The organism is Mesorhizobium terrae, from assembly GCF_008727715.1.
Lineage (GTDB): Bacteria > Pseudomonadota > Alphaproteobacteria > Rhizobiales > Rhizobiaceae > Mesorhizobium > Mesorhizobium terrae.
Genome location: NZ_CP044218.1, coordinates 1,997,661 through 2,015,362 on the forward strand (window position 1 = coordinate 1,997,661; position 17,702 = coordinate 2,015,362).

A 17,702-nucleotide genomic window follows, 5' to 3' on the forward strand; every position below is an offset into this window, starting at 1 on the left:
CCGCTCCGGCAGCCGCAAGCTTGCAGAGCGGCCGTGCAGAAGCGCATAAGTTGAGGATGTTCGACTGGAACGACCTGCGCTATCTGCTTGCCGTCGCGCGCGAGGGCAGCACGCTGGCGGCGGCACGGACGCTCAGCGTCAACCAGTCCACGGTTCATCGGCGGCTCGTCGAGCTCGAACGTCGGGCCGGCTTTGCGCTCGTCGTTCGGCATCCGACGGGCTACAGGTTGACCGCCCTTGGCGAGGCGCTGCTTCCCACAGCCGAGCGCGTCGAGGCTGAAGTCGCGGTTCTCCAGAACCAGATCCACGCTCACGGGAACGAACTTGTCGGGGTCATTCGCCTGACCTGTCCCGAGCCGCTGGTATCGCGCCTCGTTGGGTCGCCATATCTCGATCTTTTTCACGAGAAGCACCCGGGATTGAAGATCGAATTCGTGATGAGCGACCGCTATCTCGATCTCGGAAAGGGTGAAGCCGATGTGGCGCTTCGCTCAGGTGAGCCGGATGACGAAACGCTGGTCGGCCGAAAGATCGCCGATTCGATATGGGCGGTCTATGCCAGCAAAAGCTATCTTCAACATCACGGCCGGCCGGAACGGGTTGACGACCTCGGCCATCACGCGCTTGTCGGTTTCGATGGGATGCTCGTCAACCATCGCGCGGCGAAATGGCTATCGGCTGTCGCACCCGGCGCCAAGGTCATTGCGCGCAACAACAGCGTGCTTGGGGTGCTGCACGCAGTGAAATCGGGCGTCGGCGTCGCGCCGCTACCCACCGCCATTGCAGACATGGAAGAGGAGCTCGTTCAGGTTCTTCCACCCGTGCAGGACCTCACGCGCGGCTGGTATCTTCTCACGCGAGCCGATCTGCGCCAGACACCGCGCATCGGCAGTTTCTTCGATTTCACCTTCCGCCATCTCAATCTCGTACGGCCGATCCTCATGGGTTGAGGTCCGTCCGGTCGCGTCGAAAGGCTCAGCGCTGGCCGAGGCTTCGTCTCCACCAGACTATGACGGCTATATGACATTCGGCTTAAGCAACGAGTAAGTTAGTCGCCGCTAACGTGGTTTCGATGGCGCGCGGACCACGACCGTTCGCGCGGGCATGATGCCGGGCCATTGCGCCGAATCCGGTTCGGCATGTGCTGAAAGATCGATCCGACATCGACTGGGAGTCCGGCACCGCCGGACCTTTGGTCGTTGCGATGGTGGCGGGCTCAAATGATGCTGACGGTGGTGCGGGCAAACGGGCTGAATGGGGGAGCAGGATCGCTGCGTGACCCGGTCGAGCCCGACGGGTTCTCGCCAACGCGGGCATCGACCAGGGTCGAAACGGAATTCGACGACGTCAGGCTGGTGCTGCGGCGCTGGCAGGCGGCCTGTGTCGACGGCGCCCTGCCGCCCTACGAAGAACTGGCCTTGGGCAGCGTCGGTCGTTTCGCCGACGAGATGGCGGTGGTGCGGATTGCGGCGGATCGCGAAGGGTTCATTCTGCGCGCCGGGCCGCGCTTCGGCGCTCTTGCCGGGCTTGCCGAACCCGCCGTCTCGCTTTCCGCGCTGCCGTTTGCCCTGCAGCGGGCCGTTGCCGGTGCCATCGATCTCTCGCGTCTGGCGGCGAAGCCACGGTTGACGCTTTGCCGTTCGATCGTCGACGGCATGGTGTCGACGGTCGAGGTGCTGGCGCTGCCGCTGTCCTGCCGCTGGCCGGGCGAATATTTCCTTATCTTCGCACGGCCGCGCAAAGCGCAGGTCGACCTTGCCAGATTGCTGATCAACTCCACCGACGAAGGCATCATGGCGCTGAGCGCGCTGGAAACGGCCAGCGGCGAAGCGCGCGACTATCAGATCCTCAGCATGAACGATGCCGCCGCGCGGCTGCTCGGTGTTTCCGCGGAAGCCATGCGCTACCATCTTTTGTCGGAAACGTGTGCCGCCCAGAGGCTGACGGACTTGCTCGATCGATGTGGCGAGGCGCGTGCGCATGGCGTCGCCGCGCCTTCGCTCGAACTCGAATATGAGCTCGACGGAGAGGCTATTTCGCTGCAGGTCGGTGTGGCGGAGACCGAAGGACTTCTGGCGGTAACGCTGACCGACATCCGCGAAATCCGCAATCGCGAGATGCTGTTCCGCTCGCTGTTCGACGACAACCCGGTGCCGATGTATGTGCGGCGCGCCGACGGCGGCGCCTTTCTCAACGTCAATGCCGCGGCGCTCAATCTCTACGGCCGCAGCCGGGCCGAGTTCCTGGCGCTGAGCATCGGCAAACTGGTGCCCGGCACAGCCGATCGGCCGGCGGTTTCCGGCGAGCGGTTTGTCCGCCATCGCACCGCCACCGGCGCCGATCTCGACGTCGTCGAATATGCTCGCGCCATTACCGTCGGTGGACAGCCGGCGATGCTGTCGACCATCGTCGACATCACCGAACGCAAACGCGCCGAGGAACGCGTCTCGTTCCTGGCCCACCACGATCCGCTGACCGGCGTCGGCAATCGCACGACATTCTCGCAGGAGATCGAGGATGCGGTGGCGACCGCCGTCGCGGGCCACCAGCCATTCACACTCGTCCTGATCGACCTCGACGACTTCAAGGCCGTGAACGACACACTTGGCCACGCCGCGGGCGATTCGCTGCTGATCGAGACGGCCGCGCGCATCCGCAGGCTGTTGCGCCGGACCGATCTGGTCGCGCGGCTGGGGGGCGACGAATTCGCCGTGCTGCTGCGCGGTGCGCTGGGCCGCAACGATGTCGAAACGCTGGCCAGGCGCATCATCCAAACAATCTCCGAACCGCATGGTTACGAGGGACACAGGCTTTCGATCGGTGCGAGCCTCGGCGCGGCGATGGCGCCTGTCGACGCGCGCGAAGCCGGAGCCTTGCTCAAATGTGCCGATCTGGCGCTTTATCGGTCCAAGCGCGACGGCAAGGGCGCGTTCCATTTCTTTGAGCCGGAGATGGATGTCGAAATGCGCGAACGTCGCGCGCTGGAGCTCGAGCTGCGCTCCGCCGATTTCGACCGTGAACTTGAGCTGCATTACCAGCCGATCATATCGCTGCGCAGCGGTGGCTTGCGCGGCTTCGAGGCGCTGGTGCGCTGGCGCAATCCAAGGCGGGGCATGGTGTCGCCGGCGGAGTTCATTCCGCTTGCCGAGGAAACCGGCATGATCGAAGCGATCGGTCGCTGGGTGCTGGACGAGGCCTGCCGGCGCGCGGCTTCCTGGCCTGACGACCTCATCATCGCCGTCAATGCCTCCGCGGTCCAATTCCGCCAGGGGCAGTTCGCCGAGACGATCCGCGTCGCGATCGATATGTCGGGTCTGGATCCGTCCCGGCTGGAAATCGAGATCACGGAATCGGTCCTGCTTGCCGATACCGGCGCCAATCTCGCTTTGCTGCAGCAACTGAGGGAAATCGGCGTGCGCGTGGCGCTCGACGATTTCGGCACCGGCTATTCCAGCATGAGCTATCTCAGGCGCTTCCCGTTCAGCCGGCTGAAGATCGACCGCTCATTCGTGCGCGACATCGGCTCCAGTCGCGAATCCATGGCGATCGTGCGCGCCATCATCGGCCTTGGCGCCAATCTCGGCATCGACACGACAGCCGAAGGCGTCGAGACCGGCGCACAACTCGAACTGCTGCGGCAAGAACGCTGCGGCGAGATCCAGGGCTTCCTGTTCAGCCCGCCCGTCGACAGCGTTGGCGCGGCGCGGATCATCGAAACCTACCGCAACGGCGAGAGCAAGGTCGCGTAGCAAAGGCGGCTCGGTCGCCGCGACGGCCTACGAATAGAAGAAGTTCTCCGCCGCCAGCATTGCCGGTGGCGGTTCGCCGAGCGCCTCATACACCGAGATCTCGCAAACTCGACAGAGAGCGTCGAGCGCCAGGTCGTTGGCCTCCGTGCCGAACGGATCCTCCAGTTCTTCCGAAAGCGCGTCGAGCCCGAAGAAAGTGTAGGCGATGAGCGCGGTGAAAAGCGGCGTCACCCAACCGGCGCTGGTGGCCAGGCCGAAAGGCAGCAGCAGGCAGACGACATAGGCTGTCCTGTGCAGCAGGAGCGTATAGGCGAAGGGCAAGGGCGTGCCGGCGATGCGCTCGCAACCGGCCTGCATGGCGGCGATCGCCGATAGCCGCTCGTCGAGAATGCGGTAACCGATGCTGTCCAACGTGCCGTTTTCGCGCAGCGTGGCGGCGCGCTTGCCCATGCGCCTAACCATTTCGTCGGCGCGATTGGTGAAAGCGACGTCGTCGACAGCATCGCCGATGAACGCGCGCGCTTCGTTCAGGCTGTCCACCTTGCGCAGCTGTCCGCGCAGCAGGTGGCAGAAGGCCAGGGAGTCCATCAGCAGGGCGCGATGGTCCGATCGGTTCGCAATCAGTCCGGTTGCCGCGCGCGAAAGATTGCGGATGTCGTAGACCAGCTGGCCCCATAATTTGCGGGCCTCCCACCAGCGGTCATAGGCGGCGTTGTTGCGGAAGCCCAGATAGATCGACAGCGTCACGCCGAGCAGACCGAAAGGCGCGATGGTGAAGCCGCTGAGCTCGATGTTGAAATGCCGCACCAGCGCGACCACCGCGGCGGCAAAGGCGGCGAAGCCGAGAATCTGCGGCAGGATGCGCGGTACGATCGAACCGCGCATGATGAAGAAGAGCTGCAACAGCCCTGGTTTCGGCCGCACGATCATAATGGCCCCCGCTACTCGAACGCGACCGGCCAAGCCGGCGGATCGGGCATAGAGCGCCTCGGCGCCGGAGACAACAGTCGGTCACGACACATTGCGTCGCGACCGACCTATTTGCGTATACGGGTTTTCGCCGGCTCGGCGGGTCCAGCGCGGCGGCCTTTCTGCTAGTAGCCGCCGGGCCGGTCGCGATAGTCCGGGTCGCCCTGACTGTAATAGCCGCCGCGGTCGGGACAGCTGGCGACATAGACGCGGCCGTCGCGGTCGCGATAGCGGCACTTGCCCGGCTCGTTCGCATTGCCGATCAGCGCGCCGGCAACCGCGCCGACGGCACCGCCGACGACCGCGCCCTTGACCGGATTGCCGGCGACGGCAGCGCCAACAGCAGCGCCGCCAAGGCCACCGATCGCAGCGCCGCGCTCCGTTTGCGAACATGCGGCGAGCGGCACGAGCATCGCCATCAGGATCAGGACGTTCTTCATGATCGTTCCTCTCGGGCGCGGTATGCCGCCCCGCCTGATCCTAACGCGCTGGCATTCGATTCGATCCGAAATCGAGCAGTCGGGCAGGGTTTGTATATCCGACGTCAACGAGAAAACGGCAGCAAAGCGCGCAGCCGGGCATCGCGAAACCATAGGCCGCCCCACATGATGATGCCCAGATAGACGCCAAAGAAAGTGTGCGAGAACAGCGGGTTGCCGATCCTGACATGGGTTGCGATGGCGCCGCCGAAATAGGCGGTCAGCAGGATGGCGCCGAGAAAGGCGGTGCGCGGCCAGGCATACAGGGCGGCGGCGGCAAGGCTGATGATGCCGAGAAGCCGTGCCGTGCCGACGTCGGTCGGCCAGCCAAGCTGGGCCATCGACTGCGGAACGACATCCAGCGGCGGCAGCTTGATGACGCCATCGAAGATCATGAACAAGATCACGAGGCCGCTCAGGATGCGGCCGGCCCAAACCATGCGGGGCGACGTGGTGCCGATGTGCGGGTTTGCGGTGTGCGAAATGTTAGCCATGGAAATCCCTCCGGTTGTTGAAACTTACAAAGAGTGCTCCTAGGACGGTCGGCGGGCGGGCGATCCTACAAGCCCCTTGCGTTTTTGCCGAGGGTCGCCGCTCATACTGGGCAAAACCGCTTGTGACCTGGTGAGTTTGCGCATCAGGCCAACGATAGGTTCACCTTTGGAGAAAACCGATGACCAGCGGCGGGCCGCAGCCATGACAGGCGAAACGGATCTGACGACATTACTGAGGTCGATGCGGCCGATCCTGCAACCCGATAGTTTTGTTTTCGTGACCATTCCCCTGGCCGACGAATTGCCTGGCGGCGTGCAGCCCCTCATGGTGTTTCGGGAAGACGAAGGCTGGACCTGCATCCTTTCAGAGGACGCGGCGCGGGGCGCCGGCCTGGCTGGCACATTCCCATGCCGGATGATCACCTTGTCCATTCATTCGTCGCTGGGGGCGGTCGGCTTCCTGGCCGCGATCCTGCCGCGCCTGGCGGCGGCCGGCATGGGCGTGAACCCGGTTTCGGCATTCCATCACGACCATCTTTTCGTGCCCGCCGATCGCGCCGACGATGCAATGCGCATCCTGGAGGAGCTGGCGGCGACCGGCTGACGGCGCCAAGCCGCCTCTTCCGTCATTAAGCCGCCTTTGTGGTCCGTCGCTTAACCCGTTGTTTGCCGCTTCGTTCTAGCCTTGCAGGGCTGGGATGTCGGGCACCGGGCGGTGAATCAGAGCCTTTTCATTTCTCTTCTCAATCCCGTGCTGTCGATGGTGCTGTCGACGGCCTTCTTCGTGCTGTGGTCATTCCGGCGCGAGAACACCTATGTTCTGCAGCTTTGCCTCTGCTATCTCGCCGTTGCCATCGGTTTCACGCTGCAATCCTTCGACTTCGGTCTTGGGCCGATTGCATCCAAGATCGTCGCCAACACGCTGTTCTTCGGCGCCCTGTTTCTTCTGGCGGCGGCGATCATCCTGCGGCAGGGGCTCAAGGTTCCCGTCGTGCAACTCCTGCTTTGCGTCGCGGCAGGCATGGGCTGCCTGCTGTGGTTCTTCTTCGCGCAGCCCAGTTTCCCGGCGCGGGTCTTCGCGGTGAATTACGGGCTCGGCGCCATGTGCGTGGTCGCCTTGATGCGTTTGCGCCAGGCCAAACGGCGTTCGGTGATCGACCGGATGATCGTCCTGGTCGCCGGTCTGCGGGCGGCGGATTTTTTCGTTCGCCCTCTCGCGGTGGCCATGTTCGACAGCGTCAATGCGGGTCAATCGCCGCCGATAACCTCGTCCTACTGGCTCACCACCAGCCTTTCGGTAATGGTGTTCTCGCTGCTGATCGCGCTGACGCTGCTCACGGCCGTTGCCTTGGATACGATCAAGGAGCTGGAGGCTGAGTCCGAGACCGATCCGCTTTCGAAGCTGCTCAACCGTCGGGGTTTCGAGCAGAGGGCCGCCTTGATGCTGGAGCGCTGCGCCCGCTTGAATGAGCCGGCGACGCTGGTGCTGGCCGACCTCGATCACTTCAAGGCCGTCAATGACCGCTTCGGCCATGCCGTCGGCGACCGCGTGATTGCAAATTTCGCCGCGCGCCTGCAGGCGGTGGCCGGGCCACGCGCTGCCGTCGGCCGCGTCGGCGGTGAGGAGTTCGCCGTGCTGTTGCCTTCCGCCGATCTTGTCGCCGGGCGCTTGTTCGCCGAAACGGTGCGCACCGCCTTCTCTTCGGAAGTGCCGGAAGGGGTGCCCACCGGCACCATGTTGACCGCCAGTTTCGGCGTGGCGGGGCGCTTTGGCGACGAGGAACTCGCTCCCCTGACGGAGCGCGCCGACGAAGCGCTGTACAAAGCCAAGCAGAATGGCCGCAACAGCGTCCGGCTCTCCTTCCAGAGACCGTCGCCAACCCCGTTGGGGGATTTGCCCGCCGCGGGCTGACGATGGCGCGACAAGTGCTGGATTAACCTGTTGTTCGCTTCGGAGCCCTACATTCAGCTCTTGCTAAATTGACGTAACCGTTGCGACCGGACCTGAGGCTGCGGATAGATTTGTCACGATGAGCGGTGCGAATTTTATCCTCGCGATCAACCTGTTCGTGGCCGGCCTGCTGGCCGCGGCCTTCATGACCATTGCCGCCTACGACACGCGCCGCGTCGCCGCTCGCTGGCTGGCACTCGGCTATGCCGTCGGCATGGCCTATTTCGTGGTGGAGTTTTCCATTCCGGCGTTCAACTATGCAACGCCGCCGGTCGTCGCCGCCTTTGCCGTCTTCCTTGCCGCGACGCTGATCTTTAACATCGGGCTCGCGCACAAATATGGCATCGATCCGCCATGGCGGTTCATGACCGTCTTTCTGGTGGCAACCTCGGTCATCGTCTATTTCGTGCAGGACCTGCCCAGGCAATCCTTCCCCCGCATGATGGCCTACCAGTTTCCTTATGCCGCCATGCAGCTGATTGGCCTCTGGATCGTCTGGTCATCCAAGCAGCGGCGCGACAAGCTCGATATTTTCCTGATGGCGGTGCTCGCGGCCAGTGCGTTGCAGTTTGCATCGAAGCCGCTGATCGCTCATGCGCTGGGTGGCTGGGGCGCCGATCCCCAGGCCTATCTGCAAACCAACTACGCCATGGTCTCGCAGTCGCTGGGCACGGTCTTTGCCATGGCCATCGCGCTGTTGCTGCTGGTCATCCTGGTGCGGGACGTGCTTGCCGAGGCAACATCGAAGTCGGAGACCGATACGCTGTCGGGACTGCTCAACCGCGGCGGTTTCAAGCGTCATGCCGAAGTGGCGCTGCGCGAGGCGGCGCGGCAGGGGTTGCCGGTGTCGCTCGTGATCGCCGATCTCGATCATTTCAAGCTGGTCAACGACAATTTCGGCCATGCCTATGGCGATCGCGTCATCGAGATCTTCGCCTCATTCCTGCGCGACGCGGCCGGACAGAGCCACCTTGCCGCGCGGTTGGGCGGTGAGGAATTCGCGGTGATGCTCCCCGGCACCAATCTGGCGACGGCGCGCCTGTTCGCGGAGGGAGCCCGCAGCGCTTTCAGCGCCCTGAGCATCAAGGGATTGCCGCAGACCTATCGCTGCACGGCAAGCTTCGGCGTTGCCGAGCTTCGGCCCGGCGAGGCATTCGCCGATCTGATGAACCGGGCCGACGAAGCGCTCTACGGCGCCAAGAAGAGCGGGCGCGACCAGGTTAGGGTTGCGGCAGGGCCGATCGCCATGGTGCCGAAGCCCAATGGCAAGCCAGCCGGCAACGGCTTCAACGGCAGGGACTGATCTCCGGCATTTCGCCGTCGGCCAGGCCGTACATATAGGTGCGGCCCTTGACGAAGGCCGGCGGCCGATAACAGTCGCGTTCGTCCGAGGAATAGCCGGAGCGATCGAGATATCTGACCTTGGGCTGGCCGGCAGACGTATAGTCGGCCATCTTCCTGGCCATCGCGCCTTCGCCGACGAGAATCCGCTTGTAGCCGGCAGCACCGTCGATGACGAGGTTGCCGAACGAGTCGGCATAGACATGATCGCGGTTGCTGGACCAGGCCGATGCCGGCGTCGCTTGGCCGAGCACCGTTGCGGCAAGCATAAGGCCGACAATGCGCCATCCGGCGGAATTCGAACGCATGATGCATCCTCCTTCGAGAGGCGAGCTGAGCTTCAACGAATCGCACAATTAACCTTTTCTTAACCTTTGTTAAGAGGCTGCCGCGCTTCGAAGCGCGGCATTGCTTAACATGGTTAATGTCATGGCTTGATCTATCGAGACCACCGCGACTAGTTTGGCCGCCTGGAGGATTCGCATGGCGCTAGGCCAGATTTCCCGAATTGTGCCCGCTTTCATCGCGCTTTTCGCGCTCTCGGCCTGTGTCTCGGAACCGGGTCATCCCGGCATGAACAGCGGTACCCCGAAGGTGCAGTCGTCATCCTCTGCGGCAGTCAGCCAGCCCAAGGCGACACTGGTGGCGAAGGATACGCCGCAGCCGCGCACGGCCACCTACAATTGCGCCGACGGCGGCATGATGACGATCGAGAATGTCGGTACGGCGATCCGTGTGCTCGGCCCGGACGGCATCAGCGAGGAGCTGCCGGCTTCGCCGGCGGGGCAGAACAGCCGATTCGGCGCTGCCCATGACGCAATCGTGATCGACGGCCGCGAGGTGCTGGTCATGAAAGGCAATGCAACGCCGATCCCCTGCACGCGCTGATCCTTGGCGCTCACTTCCGATGGGCCAGCCGAAGGGAAGGGTTTCCCTGGGCCGAGAAGTTCAATCGGTTGAAGGCTCGGGTGCGCTTATTCGTCATACTAAATGACTTTTCCGAAACGATTTTCTGGCTTTGACGCGGTGCAAAAAGCGTTTTAGAACCCGGCAGTCCATAGTCGCATTCCGCATCGTCGATGCCGCGTTTGCATTGCCGAAAAGAGTGCCGAACGGGGGAGCCATGAGCCACTCACCAGCCACCCGAGACAGACCGCTTTCGCCGCATCTGACCATCTATCGGCCGGCGATCACCATGACGATGTCGATCGTGCACCGCATCACCGGTGGCGCGCTGTATTTCGGTACGCTTCTGGTCGCATGGTGGCTGACCGCGGCCGCCGGCCCGCAGTCCTATTTCGATTTCGTCAATGGAATCTTCGGCTCCTGGTTCGGCCGTCTGGTGTTGTTTGGATACACCTGGGCGCTGATGCACCACATGGCGGGCGGCATCCGCCACCTGATCTGGGACACCGGGGTCGGGCTGGAGAAGCACACCGCCTCCAAGATCGCCTGGGCGACGCTGGCCGTTTCGGTCGTGCTGACGATCCTCGTCTGGGTCGTCGGCCTTATGGTCCGGGGAGGCTGAACGATGAGCGCCAACCGTTCCGACATGCGCACGCCGCTCGGCAAGGTGCGCGGCCTGGGCTCAGCCCGCGAAGGCACGATGCATTTCTGGCGCCAGCGGCTGACGGCCATCGCCAACATTCCGCTGCTTCTGTTCTTCGTCGGGTTTCTCATCGCCATCAATGGCGCGGGATACGCCGAGGTCCGCGCCGCGCTGGCCCATCCGCTGGTTGCGCTGGCGATGATCCTGGTCCTGGTTTCGGGGCTCTATCACATGCGGCTCGGCATGCAGGTCATCATCGAGGACTACGTCCACGGCGAGGGCGGCAAGCTGGTGCTTTTGATCCTCAACACATTCTTCACCATAGCGGTCGGCGTGGCCTCGATCTTCGCCCTGCTCAAGCTGGCATTCGGAGGCTGACGTTTTGGCCAAGGACGCAAAAAGCGGCAGCGCAGCTTCCGCCTATACCTATGTGGACCACAAGTTCGACGTGGTGATCGTCGGCGCCGGCGGCGCTGGCCTGCGCGCCACGCTCGGCATGGCCGAGCAGGGGCTGCGCACCGCCTGCATCACCAAGGTCTTCCCGACCCGTTCGCACACCGTGGCGGCGCAGGGCGGCATTGCCGCATCGCTGCAGAACATGGGTCCCGACAGCTGGCAGTGGCACCTCTACGACACCGTCAAGGGCTCCGACTGGCTCGGCGACGTCGACGCCATGGAATATATGGTGCGCGAAGCGCCGGCCGCGGTCTACGAGCTCGAGCACTATGGCGTGCCGTTCTCGCGCACCGAGGAAGGCAAGATCTACCAGCGCCCGTTCGGCGGCCACATGATGAATTTCGGCGACGGTCCGCCCGTGCAGCGCACCTGTGCCGCGGCCGACCGTACCGGCCACGCCATCCTGCACACGCTCTACGGCCAGTCGCTGAAGAACAACGCGCAGTTCTTCATCGAGTATTTCGCGCTCGACCTGATCATGGACGACGACGGCACCTGCACGGGCGTCGTTGCCTGGAACCTCGACGACGGCACCATTCACCGTTTCTCGGCCAAGATGGTGGTGCTGGCGACCGGCGGTTACGGCCGCGCCTATCTGTCGGCCACCTCGGCGCATACCTGCACGGGTGACGGCGGCGGCATGGCCGCCCGCGCCGGGCTGCCGCTGCAGGACATGGAGTTCGTGCAGTTCCATCCGACCGGCATCTATGGCGCCGGCTGCCTGATCACCGAAGGCGCGCGCGGCGAGGGCGGTTATCTGGTCAATTCGGAAGGCGAGCGCTTCATGGAGCGCTACGCACCGTCGGCCAAGGATCTGGCCTCGCGTGACGTCGTCTCGCGCTGCATGACGATGGAAATCCGCGAGGGCCGCGGCGTCGGCAAGCTGAAGGACCACATCTTCCTGCATCTCGACCATCTCGACCCGGCCGTGCTGCATGAACGCCTGCCCGGCATTTCGGAATCGGCGAAAATCTTCGCCGGCGTCGACGTGACGCGCGAGCCGATCCCGGTTTTGCCCACCGTGCACTACAATATGGGCGGCGTGCCGACCAATTATTGGGGCGAGGTTCTGAACCCGACCGCCAAGAGCCCGGACCGCGTTTCGCCCGGCCTGATGGCCGTCGGCGAGGCCGGCTGCGCCTCGGTGCACGGCGCCAACCGCCTCGGCTCCAACTCGCTGATCGACCTGGTCGTGTTCGGCCGCGCCGCGGCGATCCGTGCCGGCCAGGTGGTGGACCGCACCTCGTCCGTGCCGTCGGCCAATCCGCGTTCGCTCGAAAAGATCATGGACCGTTTCGACCGTCTGCGTCATGCCAATGGCAGCACGCCGACGGCGGTGCTGCGCGACAAGATGCAGCGCGCCATGCAGGAAGACGCAGCCGTGTTCCGCACCCAAGAATCGCTGGAACAGGGCTGCAAGCGCATCTCCGCGATCTGGGGCGAACTGAAGGACATCAAGGTCTTCGACCGCTCGATGATCTGGAATTCGGATCTGGTGGAAACGCTGGAGCTGGAAAACCTGATGGCCAACGCCATCGCCACCGTCTATGGCGCCGAGGCGCGCAAGGAGAGCCGTGGCGCCCACGCCCGCGAGGACTTCTCGGCGCGCGACGACGCCAACTGGCGCAAGCACACGCTGGCCAAGGTGAGCGAGGACGGCAAGGTGACGCTGACCTATCGCGGCGTGCACACCGAAACCCAGTTGCCGGTCGACAAGGGCGGCATCGACCCGGCGAAGATCGCGCCGAAGGCCAGGGTGTACTGAGAGGATGATAAAGGGTCTGATCGCTTCGGTGGTTTTGGTTGGCTTGGCGACGCAAGTGGCGTCAGCTGAGACGGTCTATATCTATGACAATTCCAGCAAAACCGCGAAGATGGTGAACGACATACCCGTTTGGAAAGATGCCGCGACTGCCCAATCGTCAAGTAGAGATTTTTACTCGAAGAACGTCGGGCACATCAGATGCCTAGCAAAGCCCCCAGTCGGTGGCGAGCTGAAGCAAAAAGTTGGCAAAGCATTTGAAGTGCGCGTGCATGGTCGTTGCACGGGCTTTGTGAACGCCGTCTACGTTCACGCGGAGAAATAGAATGGCGCTGGCGGCCGCAGGATACTCCGGCACGCCGCTTGCGGCGAAGCTGGGCTTGAAGGACGGCATGAATGCCGCCTTCCTGGCCTTGCCGGAGCAGTTGGCGTGGCTTGCCGATGCGGTCCGCTTCGCCTCGGTGAAGCGCTTCGCGGCCTGGGCGGAGATCGAGGCCGATACCGGCCATGATGTCGTCCACGCTTTCACCAGGCAGCGCGGCGAGATCGAGGACGGTCTCGTTCGTCTGCAGGCCGCGATCAAGCGCGACGGCATGATCTGGGTGTCATGGCCGAAAAAGGCATCCAAAGTGCCGACCGACGTGACCGAGGACGTGGTGCGCACTGAGGCGCTCAAGCTCGACCTGGTCGACGTCAAGGTCGCGGCAATCGATGAAATCTGGTCCGGGCTGAAGCTCGTCATCCGAAAGGACCGCAGGTAATGGTCGAACTCGCACTCCCCAAGAATTCGCAGGTCAAAGAGGGCAAGACCTGGCCGAAGCCGGAAGGCGCCACGAACCTGCGCGAATACCGCATCTACCGCTGGTCACCGGACGATGGCGAGAACCCCAGCATCGACACCTATTTCGTCGACATGGACGATTGCGGGCCGATGGTTCTGGATGCGCTGCTCTACATCAAGAACAAGATCGACCCGACGCTGACTTTGCGCCGTTCCTGCCGCGAAGGCATCTGCGGCTCCTGCGCTATGAACATCGACGGATCCAACACGCTGGCTTGCACCAAGGGCTGCGACGACATTTCCGGCGCCGTGAAAGTCTACCCGCTGCCGCACATGCCGGTGGTGAAGGACCTCGTGCCCGACCTCACCAATTTCTACGCGCAGCACCGCTCGATCGAGCCCTGGCTGAAGACCGTGTCGCCGGAGCCGGCGAAGGAATGGCTGCAGAGCCATGAGGACCGCCAGAAGCTTGACGGGCTTTATGAGTGCATCCTGTGCGCCTGCTGCTCGACCTCGTGCCCGAGCTATTGGTGGAACGGCGACCGCTATCTCGGTCCCGCGACGCTGCTGCAGGCCTATCGCTGGCTGATCGATTCCCGGGACGAAGCCAAGGGTGAACGCCTCGACAATCTCGAGGATCCGTTCCGTCTGTACCGCTGCCACACCATCATGAACTGCGCGCAGACTTGCCCGAAGGGTCTTAACCCGGCCAAGGCGATCGCCGAGATCAAGAAGATGATGGTGGAGAGAAGGGTCTGACGGGGAGCGCAAAACCCAGACCGTCAACGAGTGCCGAAGTCGTCGCTTTGGCCTCGGAAGCCATTTTTGGCAAACCACTTGTTACAAATGTCTACCGATCCGTCATCGTTGAAGCGATCGTAGCCGCAGCACTTCCCACTTGGAAATGGTGTTCGTCGGACTATGCGGGACATGATTTCGAGCGCGGTAGCATAAAGCTGGAGGTCAAGCAGAGCGCGCTTTTGCAGACTTGGTCGAAGTCACGGCTTTCAAAGGCGTCCTGGGATATTGCACCACGCACAGGGTTTTGGGTCGATGGCGACACATGGGTCCCTTCACCTGGCCGCAACGCACATATGTATGTGTTGTCACTACATACCATTGCGGATGAAAACGCGGATCATCGAGACCCCCTGCAATGGCAGTTCTATGTGATCGCAAGCCGAAACCTTCCGGATGTGAAGACGATTGGCGTGCGTGCTGCCGAGAAACTGATCGCTCCCGTCAAGCTTGACCGTTTGAACGAGCGGGTTGAAGAAATAGTCTGCACGATAGAGTAAATCGCCAATGTCCAGTGAAGACTTCCCTCACCTCAACGCTCTCGAAGTCCGCGTACTCGGATGCCTGATGGAAAAGCAGCTTCTGACGCCAGACGTCTATCCGCTGACGTTGAACGCGCTGCAATCCGCGACCAACCAGAAGACCTCGCGCGAACCGGTGATGGCATTGGAGCCGGTCGACATCAGCCGAACCTTGAAGTCGCTTGAGGAGAAGGGGCTGGCGCGGCGGATGATGGCATCGCGCGCCGACCGCTACGAGCAGATGGCTTCACGAAAATTCAGCCTGACGACCCCGCAAAGCGCGCTGGTCGCCATGCTGCTTCTGCGCGGGCCGCAGACGCTCAACGAATTGCAGACCCGCACTGATCGCATGGCCAATTTCGGTTCGGCCGAAGCGGTACAAACCGAACTCGACATGCTGGTCGGCCGGCGCCCACCGCTGGTGAAGGAGATCGGCCGTGCGCCGGGTCAGCGCGAGGATCGTTTCGCGCATCTGCTTTCGGGCGATGTCGATGTGTCGTCGATTCCGGCTCCGGCCGCGCGTGCCGCCGCGCCTGCCGGTTCGGCCCTGAGTGAACTGGAAGAACGCGTGCGTACGCTTGAAGAGGACGTGGCGGCGCTCAAGGCGCGGCTCGATGCCGTAGGCGCATAAGCGTGGCCGAGCAGCAGGCCGCTTCGACAAACACAATCTTCAAGGTCGACATCGTCGTCATCGGCGCGGGCCAGGCGGGCCTGTCGTCGGCCTATCATCTCGGCAGGCTGGGCCTCGCCGTCGGGCGGCAGTTCCTCGTGCTGGACAGGAATCCGACACCAGGTGGTGCCTGGCAGCACCGCTGGCCGTCTCTGACGCTCAGCACCGTCAATCGCCTGCACGATCTGCCCGGCATGCAGTTTTCCGAAGCCGTCGACACCTCCAGCGGCGAAGCCAGGGCATCCGTGGCGGTGCCCGAATATTTTGCCGCCTATGAACGCAAGTTCGAGCTGCCGGTCTATCGCCCCGTCACCGTCAAGGTCGTCTGCGAGCGGTCCGGACGGCTGCGGATCGAGACGGACCGCGAGATGTTCTCGGCGCGCGGTATCATCAATGCCACGGGAACCTGGGAGACGCCCGTCATTCCCGATTATCCCGGCGCGGCGCAGTTCACGGGCCGGCAACTTCACTCACACGACTATCGCACCCCGGACGAATTCGCGGGACAGCATGTGATCGTCGTGGGCGGTGGGATTTCGGCGCTGCAGCATCTGGACGAGATTTCCAAGGTGGCGGGCACGACATGGGTGACCCGCCACGAACCGCGCTTCCGGGACACGCCCTTCGTGCAGGAAGACGGCCGCGCGGCCGTCGCCATGGTCGAGGACAGGGTCAGGCGCGGACTGGTTCCGGGGTCGGTGGTTTCCGTCACCGGCATCCCGCTCACGCCGGCTTTGCGTGCCGCCAGGGAGCGCGGTGTGTTGAAACGCTTGCCGATGTTCAGCGAGATCACCGAAGATGGCGTGCTGTGGCCGGACGGTTCGATGCAGAAGGCCGACGTCATCTTGTGGGCGACGGGGTTCCGCAGCTCGCTCGATCATCTGGCGCCGCTGCAGCTGCGCGAGGACAATGGCGGTATCGTCATGACCGGACGGCTGGCGACAGAGGTGAAGAAGGACCCTCGCATCCATCTGGTCGGCTACGGCCCGTCGGCCTCCACCATCGGAGCGAACAGGGCCGGCGGTGCCGCGGCCCGAGAGCTTGCAGCCCATCTCGGTTTGATCTGAGCGAGATCATACTGGCGGCGGCGGTGATGGTCCTGATGTTCCGCAAGACCGGTACCGGCAGGCCGCAATCGGCTGCGGTGCAGAAGGCCGCGCAGCCTGGATGGCGACGCGGCCTGGTCCCCGCGATCAGGCCAGTTTGGCGTCCAACGAAATCTTGATCGCGCCAAGCGCGCGCGAGACCGGGCATTCGGCCTTGGCCTTGGCGGCCAGCTCCTGGAATTTTGCGGCATCGATGCCGGGAACGTCGCCGACAAGCGTGATGTTGCTCTCGGTGATGCCGGTGCCGGGGGTGAGCTTAACCGCGGCGCTGGCTTCCAGCTTCGCCGCCGGCGTGCCGTTTTCGGCGAGGAAATGCGAAAGCTGCATGGCGTAACAGCCGGCATGGGCAGCCGCGATCAGTTCCTCGGGATTGGTGCCGGACCTGCCGCTTTCATCCTCGAAACGCGTCTTGAACGAATAGGGCGTGGCCTTGAGCGCGCCGCTCTGGGTGTCGATGGTGCCGCCACCCTCCTTCAGATTGCCTTTCCAGACGGCTTTTGCAGTGCGGTCCATGGTTTTCTCCTGGCTGGGTGGTTGCAAGAGGCCGACTATAGCGCCGCAGCCTGACAAGGCCACAACATCCTTCGCGGGGCGATGGGATCGGTGGACGAAAAAATCGCCGTGCAAAAATGTCGGCTTTGTTGCCGCCAAACCGTCCTGCGGACGGCGCTACGCAGGCGCGGGCCATGCGGGCTGCAACAGGGAGACAACGATGCAATATATCTGTCTAGTCTATCACGAGGAATCGGCGTTGCATGCGCTTTCAGCCGAGGCGGGCAGAACGCTCGACGCCGACTCGCTCGCTTATGACGTGGCACTGGAAAAGAGCGGCCATCTGGTCATGGCGCAGGCGCTGCAATCGGTGAAGACGGCCAAGGTGGTGCGCAAGCGCAAGGGCAAGACGCTGGTGACCGACGGTCCGTTCGCCGAAACCAAGGAACAGCTGCTCGGCTTCGTGATGATCGAGGCGCGCGATCTCGACGAGGCACTCGCCATTGCAGCCGACATCCCGCTGGCGGCGATGGGCATGGTGGAGGTGCGTGCGATCTACGACATTCCGGTGCCCTGACCGGCGC

21 protein-coding genes are annotated in these 17,702 nt (G+C 63.4%); 16 read left to right on the plus strand and 5 right to left on the minus strand.

The features are described 5' to 3' along the window. The first annotated feature begins 56 nt into the window (after nt 1–56). Nucleotides 57–950, plus strand: a complete 894-nt coding sequence (locus FZF13_RS10890) for a LysR family transcriptional regulator (RefSeq protein WP_024923134.1) — start codon at nt 57–59, stop codon at nt 948–950. Between the two features lie 270 nt (nt 951–1,220). Further along, a complete protein-coding gene (locus FZF13_RS10895; protein ID WP_024923133.1) occupies nt 1,221–3,749 on the plus strand; it encodes a putative bifunctional diguanylate cyclase/phosphodiesterase in 2,529 nt (842 codons plus the stop codon). Between the two features lie 27 nt (nt 3,750–3,776). Here the strand turns inward: FZF13_RS10895 and FZF13_RS10900 are convergent, their stop codons facing one another. The 3 genes from FZF13_RS10900 to FZF13_RS10910 all read right to left on the minus strand — a co-directional run bounded on the left by FZF13_RS10900 (nt 3,777) and on the right by FZF13_RS10910 (nt 5,691). Then, a complete protein-coding gene (locus FZF13_RS10900) occupies nt 3,777–4,679 on the minus strand; it encodes a bestrophin family protein (protein WP_024923132.1) in 903 nt (300 codons plus the stop codon). A 164-nt stretch (nt 4,680–4,843) separates the two neighbouring features. Then, nucleotides 4,844–5,158 carry a YMGG-like glycine zipper-containing protein gene (locus FZF13_RS10905; RefSeq protein WP_024923131.1) on the minus strand — a complete coding sequence of 105 codons (315 nt, stop codon included), beginning with the start codon at nt 5,156–5,158 and terminating at the stop codon, nt 4,844–4,846. Between the two features lie 104 nt (nt 5,159–5,262). Next, entirely contained in the window at nt 5,263–5,691 is a 429-nt protein-coding gene (locus tag FZF13_RS10910) for a DoxX family protein (RefSeq protein ID WP_024923130.1), read from the minus strand. Between the two features lie 202 nt (nt 5,692–5,893). Here FZF13_RS10910 and FZF13_RS10915 point away from each other — a divergent pair, with 202 nt between their 5' ends. The 3 genes from FZF13_RS10915 to FZF13_RS10925 all read left to right on the plus strand — a co-directional run bounded on the left by FZF13_RS10915 (nt 5,894) and on the right by FZF13_RS10925 (nt 8,945). After that, nucleotides 5,894–6,295, plus strand: a complete 402-nt coding sequence (locus FZF13_RS10915) for an ACT domain-containing protein (RefSeq protein ID WP_024923129.1) — start codon at nt 5,894–5,896, stop codon at nt 6,293–6,295. Nucleotides 6,296–6,406: 111 nt separating this feature from the next. Then, on the plus strand, nt 6,407–7,603 hold the full coding sequence (locus tag FZF13_RS10920; protein WP_024923128.1) for a GGDEF domain-containing protein: 1,197 nt from the start codon (nt 6,407–6,409) through the stop codon (nt 7,601–7,603). A gap of 118 nt (nt 7,604–7,721) precedes the next feature. Then, nucleotides 7,722–8,945 carry a GGDEF domain-containing protein gene (locus FZF13_RS10925; RefSeq protein WP_024923127.1) on the plus strand — a complete coding sequence of 408 codons (1,224 nt, stop codon included), beginning with the start codon at nt 7,722–7,724 and terminating at the stop codon, nt 8,943–8,945. Here FZF13_RS10925 and FZF13_RS10930 read toward each other — a convergent pair. After that, nucleotides 8,929–9,291, minus strand: a complete 363-nt coding sequence (locus tag FZF13_RS10930; protein ID WP_024923126.1) for a hypothetical protein — start codon at nt 9,289–9,291, stop codon at nt 8,929–8,931. The genes FZF13_RS10925 and FZF13_RS10930 overlap by 17 nt on opposite strands. Before the next feature lie 175 nt (nt 9,292–9,466). Here FZF13_RS10930 and FZF13_RS10935 point away from each other — a divergent pair, with 175 nt between their 5' ends. From FZF13_RS10935 to FZF13_RS10980, 10 genes are all read left to right on the plus strand, one after another. Further along, a complete protein-coding gene (locus FZF13_RS10935) occupies nt 9,467–9,871 on the plus strand; it encodes a hypothetical protein (protein ID WP_024923125.1) in 405 nt (134 codons plus the stop codon). A gap of 235 nt (nt 9,872–10,106) precedes the next feature. Next, on the plus strand, nt 10,107–10,511 hold the full coding sequence (sdhC, locus tag FZF13_RS10940) for a succinate dehydrogenase, cytochrome b556 subunit (RefSeq protein WP_024923124.1): 405 nt from the start codon (nt 10,107–10,109) through the stop codon (nt 10,509–10,511). A 3-nt stretch (nt 10,512–10,514) separates the two neighbouring features. Continuing rightward, on the plus strand, nt 10,515–10,910 hold the full coding sequence (gene sdhD / locus FZF13_RS10945) for a succinate dehydrogenase, hydrophobic membrane anchor protein (protein ID WP_024923123.1): 396 nt from the start codon (nt 10,515–10,517) through the stop codon (nt 10,908–10,910). A gap of 4 nt (nt 10,911–10,914) precedes the next feature. Then, nucleotides 10,915–12,753 carry a succinate dehydrogenase flavoprotein subunit gene (gene sdhA, locus FZF13_RS10950; protein ID WP_024923122.1) on the plus strand — a complete coding sequence of 613 codons (1,839 nt, stop codon included), beginning with the start codon at nt 10,915–10,917 and terminating at the stop codon, nt 12,751–12,753. Nucleotides 12,754–12,757: 4 nt separating this feature from the next. Further along, complete coding sequence (locus tag FZF13_RS10955) at nt 12,758–13,075, plus strand: hypothetical protein (protein ID WP_024923121.1); 318 nt, start codon at nt 12,758–12,760, stop codon at nt 13,073–13,075. Nucleotide 13,076: 1 nt separating this feature from the next. Continuing rightward, on the plus strand, nt 13,077–13,511 hold the full coding sequence (locus tag FZF13_RS10960) for a DUF3052 family protein (protein WP_024923120.1): 435 nt from the start codon (nt 13,077–13,079) through the stop codon (nt 13,509–13,511). After that, complete coding sequence (locus FZF13_RS10965) at nt 13,511–14,290, plus strand: succinate dehydrogenase iron-sulfur subunit (protein WP_024923119.1); 780 nt, start codon at nt 13,511–13,513, stop codon at nt 14,288–14,290. Before FZF13_RS10960 ends, FZF13_RS10965 begins: the two co-directional genes overlap by 1 nt. 47 nt (nt 14,291–14,337) lie before the next feature. After that, nucleotides 14,338–14,829 carry a hypothetical protein gene (locus FZF13_RS10970; protein ID WP_137900369.1) on the plus strand — a complete coding sequence of 164 codons (492 nt, stop codon included), beginning with the start codon at nt 14,338–14,340 and terminating at the stop codon, nt 14,827–14,829. Between the two features lie 7 nt (nt 14,830–14,836). After that, nucleotides 14,837–15,481, plus strand: coding sequence for a YceH family protein (locus FZF13_RS10975; RefSeq protein ID WP_024923117.1), 645 nt, complete (start codon nt 14,837–14,839; stop codon nt 15,479–15,481). A 2-nt stretch (nt 15,482–15,483) separates the two neighbouring features. Beyond that, nucleotides 15,484–16,587, plus strand: coding sequence for an NAD(P)-binding domain-containing protein (locus FZF13_RS10980; RefSeq protein ID WP_024923116.1), 1,104 nt, complete (start codon nt 15,484–15,486; stop codon nt 16,585–16,587). Between the two features lie 126 nt (nt 16,588–16,713). Here FZF13_RS10980 and FZF13_RS10985 read toward each other — a convergent pair whose 3' ends face one another. After that, nucleotides 16,714–17,139 carry an OsmC family protein gene (locus FZF13_RS10985; RefSeq protein WP_024923115.1) on the minus strand — a complete coding sequence of 142 codons (426 nt, stop codon included), beginning with the start codon at nt 17,137–17,139 and terminating at the stop codon, nt 16,714–16,716. A gap of 199 nt (nt 17,140–17,338) precedes the next feature. Between FZF13_RS10985 and FZF13_RS10990 the strand changes: the two genes are divergently transcribed. Then, on the plus strand, nt 17,339–17,695 hold the full coding sequence (locus tag FZF13_RS10990; RefSeq protein WP_024923114.1) for a YciI family protein: 357 nt from the start codon (nt 17,339–17,341) through the stop codon (nt 17,693–17,695). The last annotated feature ends 7 nt before the right edge of the window (nt 17,696–17,702 follow it).

Bases quoted from the DNA above. Each gene is read 5' to 3' on its own strand.
- FZF13_RS10955 (WP_024923121.1), top strand. From the start codon at position 12,758: ATGATAAAGGGTCTGATCGCTTCGGTGGTTTTGGTTGGCTTGGCGACG.
- FZF13_RS10965 (WP_024923119.1), top strand. From the start codon at position 13,511: ATGGTCGAACTCGCACTCCCCAAGAATTCGCAGGTCAAAGAGGGCAAG.
- sdhC (WP_024923124.1), top strand. From the start codon at position 10,107: ATGAGCCACTCACCAGCCACCCGAGACAGACCGCTTTCGCCGCATCTG.
- FZF13_RS10935 (WP_024923125.1), top strand. From the start codon at position 9,467: ATGGCGCTAGGCCAGATTTCCCGAATTGTGCCCGCTTTCATCGCGCTT.
- FZF13_RS10975 (WP_024923117.1), top strand. From the start codon at position 14,837: ATGTCCAGTGAAGACTTCCCTCACCTCAACGCTCTCGAAGTCCGCGTA.
- FZF13_RS10895 (WP_024923133.1), top strand. From the start codon at position 1,221: ATGATGCTGACGGTGGTGCGGGCAAACGGGCTGAATGGGGGAGCAGGA.
- FZF13_RS10915 (WP_024923129.1), top strand. From the start codon at position 5,894: ATGACAGGCGAAACGGATCTGACGACATTACTGAGGTCGATGCGGCCG.
- FZF13_RS10985 (WP_024923115.1), bottom strand. From the start codon at position 17,139: ATGGACCGCACTGCAAAAGCCGTCTGGAAAGGCAATCTGAAGGAGGGT.
- FZF13_RS10925 (WP_024923127.1), top strand. From the start codon at position 7,722: ATGAGCGGTGCGAATTTTATCCTCGCGATCAACCTGTTCGTGGCCGGC.
- FZF13_RS10905 (WP_024923131.1), bottom strand. From the start codon at position 5,158: ATGAAGAACGTCCTGATCCTGATGGCGATGCTCGTGCCGCTCGCCGCA.
- FZF13_RS10990 (WP_024923114.1), top strand. From the start codon at position 17,339: ATGCAATATATCTGTCTAGTCTATCACGAGGAATCGGCGTTGCATGCG.
- FZF13_RS10960 (WP_024923120.1), top strand. From the start codon at position 13,077: ATGGCGCTGGCGGCCGCAGGATACTCCGGCACGCCGCTTGCGGCGAAG.
- FZF13_RS10930 (WP_024923126.1), bottom strand. From the start codon at position 9,291: ATGCGTTCGAATTCCGCCGGATGGCGCATTGTCGGCCTTATGCTTGCC.
- FZF13_RS10910 (WP_024923130.1), bottom strand. From the start codon at position 5,691: ATGGCTAACATTTCGCACACCGCAAACCCGCACATCGGCACCACGTCG.
- sdhD (WP_024923123.1), top strand. From the start codon at position 10,515: ATGAGCGCCAACCGTTCCGACATGCGCACGCCGCTCGGCAAGGTGCGC.
- FZF13_RS10900 (WP_024923132.1), bottom strand. From the start codon at position 4,679: ATGATCGTGCGGCCGAAACCAGGGCTGTTGCAGCTCTTCTTCATCATG.
- FZF13_RS10890 (WP_024923134.1), top strand. From the start codon at position 57: ATGTTCGACTGGAACGACCTGCGCTATCTGCTTGCCGTCGCGCGCGAG.